General features: G+C 35.4%; 4 protein-coding genes and 2 pseudogenes. 1 reads left to right on the forward strand and 5 read right to left on the reverse strand.

What is annotated here, in order from left to right; translation table 11 throughout:
* Nucleotides 1–434 (forward strand): annotated as a pseudogene (locus AB4Z45_RS32660) (transposase); the annotation flags it as partial.
* Nucleotides 435–553: 119 nt separating this feature from the next.
* Here the strand turns inward: AB4Z45_RS32660 and AB4Z45_RS32665 are convergent.
* From AB4Z45_RS32665 to AB4Z45_RS32685, 5 genes and pseudogenes are all read right to left on the reverse strand, one after another.
* Complete coding sequence (locus tag AB4Z45_RS32665) at nucleotides 554–1,192, reverse strand: hypothetical protein (RefSeq protein ID WP_441913801.1); 639 nt, start codon at nucleotides 1,190–1,192, stop codon at nucleotides 554–556.
* Nucleotides 1,193–1,998: 806 nt separating this feature from the next.
* The gene (locus tag AB4Z45_RS32670; RefSeq protein ID WP_441913802.1) at nucleotides 1,999–2,472 is read right to left on the reverse strand and encodes a hypothetical protein; all 474 of its coding nucleotides are present in this window, start codon (nucleotides 2,470–2,472) and stop codon (nucleotides 1,999–2,001) included.
* A gap of 86 nt (nucleotides 2,473–2,558) precedes the next feature.
* Nucleotides 2,559–3,326 (reverse strand): hypothetical protein, encoded by a 768-nt coding sequence (locus tag AB4Z45_RS32675; protein WP_441913803.1) that lies wholly within the window; start codon nucleotides 3,324–3,326, stop codon nucleotides 2,559–2,561.
* Nucleotides 3,323–3,916, reverse strand: a complete 594-nt coding sequence (locus AB4Z45_RS32680) for a hypothetical protein (RefSeq protein WP_441913804.1) — start codon at nucleotides 3,914–3,916, stop codon at nucleotides 3,323–3,325. Before AB4Z45_RS32680 ends, AB4Z45_RS32675 begins: the two co-directional genes overlap by 4 nt.
* 309 nt (nucleotides 3,917–4,225) lie before the next feature.
* Nucleotides 4,226–5,148: pseudogene (locus AB4Z45_RS32685) on the reverse strand (IS3 family transposase); the annotation flags it as partial.

Here is a 5,148-nt window from a genome sequence, read left to right on the forward strand (position 1 = left end):
TGTACCACAAATGGGAATTCACATACGATAAGGAGCGAGATACGTATCTCTGTCCGCAAAAGCAAGAGCTTCTCTACCGAACAACAGACCGGAAAGGATACCGGCACTATGCGTCAGATCCAGACCAGTGTGCAGATTGTCCGATGTTGGCAAAATGTACACGTTCACGAAACCACCGAAAAGTGGTGACGCGACATATTTGGGAAGACAGCAAGGAACGAGTGCGGGCGAACCGATTGAGTAAATCCGGTAAGCAACTGTACAAGAAACGAAAAGAAACAATTGAGTGAAGCTTCGCGGATGCTAAACAGCTCCATGGGTTTCGCTATTGCCGTTTACGGGGGCTGTGGAACGCAACAGAGCAAGCACTCATGACCGCAGCCGTTCAGAACATGAAAAAGATTGCCCTCCACCTAGAAAGGCGGGCAATCTAGTGGGAATCCCTCTAAAAACTATTTAAACCGTATACAGAAACAAAAAGAGAAACCCTGCGCTTAGAAAAAGCGGGGGTTTCTCCACAGTCTGAAAGCACCCAAAGGTGCTTGAATTTTATTTATGATATAAAGAATTTATCTTCTACCTCCTTTACCTGGTTATCATTAATCAAAATTGAAACAGCTCTATTGAATTTTTCAAGAGTTATACCGCATATCATACATATTGCTATTGAGTTTAGCCCGTTTTCACCAGCTGTTTCAAGTGCTTCTAGAATCTTATGTTTACTATAAGCATATGGTAATGGTTTATTGAATTTCTGTGATGATAATTCAACATTATTGTATTGAGCACTTACTATTTTTTTCTCAATCTCATTCAACTTTTCCTCAAAAGCATCTATTAGCTTAGAATCATCCGAACTACTAGTGTATGTTGCTGATTTTTTAATGTCTTTCGCCTCAACTATAATCTCTTTAGCATCGTTTAAATCGCTAAAGATCTTATCTTTCTGTAGGTCCACATAATGTTGATCATTAGAGAAATCACTTGGTGCATATAAAACGTTATTTTTAAATATTAAAACTAAAAAAAATGATAAAACTAGTATTACTGGAAATAACATAACAAACCACATAAATGTTTTTTGGAGTTCAATAGGAAGTCCTATTAACACTCCCGTTCCAGCTAACTCAGCAATTCCAGCAAAAATAGCAATTATTGTGAGTGGGTTTTGTACTTTACTTCTCTCGTTCATTGTTATCGATCCCCCCATTTCACAATAACCTATTTTACAGAAATCGACAATAAACTATCATTTTTCCGTTAAAAGAAATATTCGAGTTGGAAAGAACGCTCCAGCTTCATTGGTAACGCTCAAGAATGGAAATTGAGCACTAAAACCTATGATGATGATGAACTCATAAATCCTTATTTTCTCCTAATAACTGGTTCATGAGTGAATCATAATTAATATTGTGTTGCACTCTCTAATACATGAGTTTTTCCAGTGCTATCAACGGTTTATTTCACTTTTCGAAAATGAGTGCAACAACAGCCTTATTATGATACACTCAAAATCATTTTAAACGCGAAATTGCACGTAAGGATAATAAATCTGAAACGCGTAAGCCGCTATAAATGCCAATACAGAACAAAAGAAAATCACGGATACTCCGCAGTTTGAGGTACACCTTAATCCCATATATGATTTCTTGATCACGTATGGGCTGTACAACTTTCATATCACCACCTCACTTTAAAATCCCAAACGTTTGAGATCTTAGGCAAAATAAAAAGCACCCGAAGGTGCTCAGAAGATCATCTCATTCATACAGTTTCGACCATGGAACGATTAAGTTGGCTAGTACGAGGCAGAGCCACTCAAAATCATCCAGGCACAAAATGGTCCATTCATTCTATATATACTCCCTCAACATTTTTGACAAATAGTTACAATTTACTGCCGAATATGCTAATATTAGGTCAAATCGGAAAACATCGGTCGACGAGTCGCGGGAAATATTCCAGCGGCTCTTTTTGTATTTAAGTTTTCTCGTTATATTATAAAAGATTAAAAGCCGCTTTCACTTTCTTAAGTGTTGTATATTTTTGAGGCAATAGATTAGTTATTAGTTCGAGCTCTTCTAACACTTCAATAATTTGATTTTCATTTATTTCTTTCTCTAAGATTGAACTATTAATAACAAGATTATTTACTTTATCATACAAACCCTGAAGATGTAATTCTAATGATTGTACATTAATTTTGTTCTTAATAAAATATGGTTTATAAATTTCTAGAAATCTACGTGCTTCAGAGAGGTCAGTGAATGAATTATAGAGTAATAATTTTCTTGAACTAGGATCATCTAATGATTGGCTCAAATTCTTCTTGGAAAATTCTATAAATCCAAAAGATTTTTCATAGTCAATTTGATAACTTTTTTCAGAATTATTGGTTCTTATCATTCCAGATATCAAAAATATATTAAAAAATAGCGATAATACAAAAAGTATAGTAATTGTTTTTTTCATCGTATCACCCTTAGTTTAAAGTAAAAATGTCTTACATACGCTAAAATGCCGTATGCAAGACATCTATAGATTGTAACTTGTATCAACTAATTAACTGTATGAGTAATTCCAGCAGTTCCTGACCATAAATAAATAGATCCTCCGCCCATGGTTGCATAAGACCAGTATTGGATATACCCTTGGCCTGAGACGTAGAAATTTTTCGTTTCTTTAAGTAAATTATATTGAAATTCAGCACTTATTCCACTAGTTGTATTTCCAATTACACTATCAACATCTCCATATTTTATTGATGATGGTAACTCGCCTTTAGGTCCGCCGACACTATGAAACAATATCGTTTTTTCGTATGCACTTTGATCTGTAACATCTGTACCAGTAGTTGTTATATTGTTAGTATACATATTCAAAAGTGAAGAAATTGTATTTGTATAAATGTTTTTCCAATTTAATATATCATAAATGACTACAGGTAGTGTATAAGAAGATAATTTTTTTACTGGACTTGAACCTGTTATCATTAATGGATTATTAGAAGCCCTCGAATCCACTGCTACAAAAACAATTTTAGCTTTACTTATTGCGAAAGACAAACCTGGCAATGCTGCTTCAAGTACTGCACTTCGTCCCCACAGCCTTACTCTTTCTCTACCTACTTGAGAAACAGGATCATATACCGCTGAAACACTTGCAACAGCTGTCTCAACGTCTTTATCATAAACTTCAAGGTATTTGCTATATGATCTCCCTTTATCATAATACTTCGTTTCTGCAGCAAATGCAGAAGAGGCCATTATGCCCATAATAACGGAAGAAATTGTAATAATGGAGATTGTTTTTTTTAGAAATCTCATTGTTTATTCGCCTCCATTTCAGCTATCATAATTGAATCAATTTCCTTTTCATTAAAGGTTTTTCCAAATGAAAGAATTGATACTCCTTCTTCCAAGGTTCCAACTACGGCATTACAAAGAAAATTGTTTGTTCCAGGCATAAATTGGACACTTAGTGTAAGGAATTTTTCTTCTCCTTCCTTTGTCTTAATTTTACCATCAATAGGTCCATAGATTAATGTTTGACCATCTTCTAAGGTTGTTTTCTTAAGCTGTGAATTCTCGAAATCAAAATCATATTTACCAGTTGAAAGATTTATAGATCCTTTACCTGTAACAAATAGGACATTTCCATCCTCATCGACATTTGTTTCCTTTATTTTTAAATCAATCTCGCTTTTTGTATCTTTGTCTTTATAAGTGCTAATTCCAAAGTTTTCAATATATGTTTCAATCTTGCCAATTTCTTTAAACTCATTGGGGATGTCTTTATTTTTTCCACTGATAACAAAATCGTATTCTTGAGAGTTTTCAGTTGATGCACCTACAATAAGTATGGTAGAAATAGAGAATATTGTAATAAGAGAAAGTAAAGCAATCAGTTTCTTCATCGACATAATCTCACTCCTCGTTTTTTATTGCTTTTCTAAATTTATTTAATGTAGTTTTTACATTAATTAACCTCCTACAGAAATAGTACATATATATTATGTATATTACAATAATTTACTAATAAATGAATCGAATTACATATTTCTAATGAGTACAAAACTATACATTAGTTCGATATAATTAGTTACTTTATCTCTATACATCTCTGATCCCTCAAAATTAATGTCGAATTGTGGCTAGTATATTTATTGTTCTGATCACGACAACCGCAGTTCAACTTGGATTGTCAACATAAAACTGAACAACTTTTATAAGGGCATACTCCTGGCTTCAACAGGAGTTAGATAATCTATTGTTCCGTGAATCCTATGGTAATTAAACCAATGGACGTAATCATGGAGTTCGACATCAAGCTGCTCATCCGTAAGGAAATGCACTTGGTTAGCGAATTCCGTCTTGAAGATTTTAAATGTTGCTTCTGCAACGGCATTATCGTAGGGACAGCCTTTTCGGCTAAGGGATCGTGTAACGCCAAACGTTGTCAACGCTTCAGAAATGAGCTTATTATCAAACTCTCTGCCTCGATCCGTATGAAACATTTTAATACGATCTAATCTCTGTGAGATGCTCGCTATGGCTTTGTAAACAAGCTCTTTTGACTTGTTCGGACCGCTGCTGCATCCAATAATTTCACGATTAAAGAGGTCTACAAACAAGCATACGTAATGKCATGTACCGGTTACTCGTACGTATGTTAAATTGCTGACGACAACAGCGTATGGCTCTTTTTGATCAAATTCGCGTTGTAGTACATTCTCAACGACGGCCTCATTAGAATCGTTCTTAACAGGCTTGTACTGCGCTTCCGTGCAATTAGATACCAGGCCATGTTTGCTCATGATCTGACCGATCTTACGACGCGAGGCTAACAAGATACGCTTTCCTAATTCAACCTTGATTTTTCGTGTGCGGTAGTTGTTTCGACTAGCTGAGAAGATCTCTAGAATCGCATCTTCTAGCTGCTGTTCTTCCTCGTTAGCGGCAGGCTCAGACGTGTAGTAATAGGTGCTTCGTGGTAGTTGTAGGACTGCGCACATTGCTGATACCGAGTACTTGTGTGCATTATTGCGAATCACATTTACTTTCGTCCCATGATCAGCGCGGCTTGCTTTAAAATATCGTTCTCCATTTTCAAACGTTGAATTTCTTTACGTAAAGCTAGGAGTTCGTT

This window comes from Paenibacillus sp. MCAF9 (assembly GCF_052114265.1).
Classification (GTDB): Bacteria; Bacillota; Bacilli; order Paenibacillales; family Paenibacillaceae; genus Pristimantibacillus.

Bases quoted from the DNA above. Each gene is read 5' to 3' on its own strand.
- AB4Z45_RS32680 (WP_441913804.1), bottom strand. From the start codon at position 3,916: ATGAAGAAACTGATTGCTTTACTTTCTCTTATTACAATATTCTCTATT.
- AB4Z45_RS32670 (WP_441913802.1), bottom strand. From the start codon at position 2,472: ATGAAAAAAACAATTACTATACTTTTTGTATTATCGCTATTTTTTAAT.
- AB4Z45_RS32665 (WP_441913801.1), bottom strand. From the start codon at position 1,192: ATGAACGAGAGAAGTAAAGTACAAAACCCACTCACAATAATTGCTATT.
- AB4Z45_RS32675 (WP_441913803.1), bottom strand. From the start codon at position 3,326: ATGAGATTTCTAAAAAAAACAATCTCCATTATTACAATTTCTTCCGTT.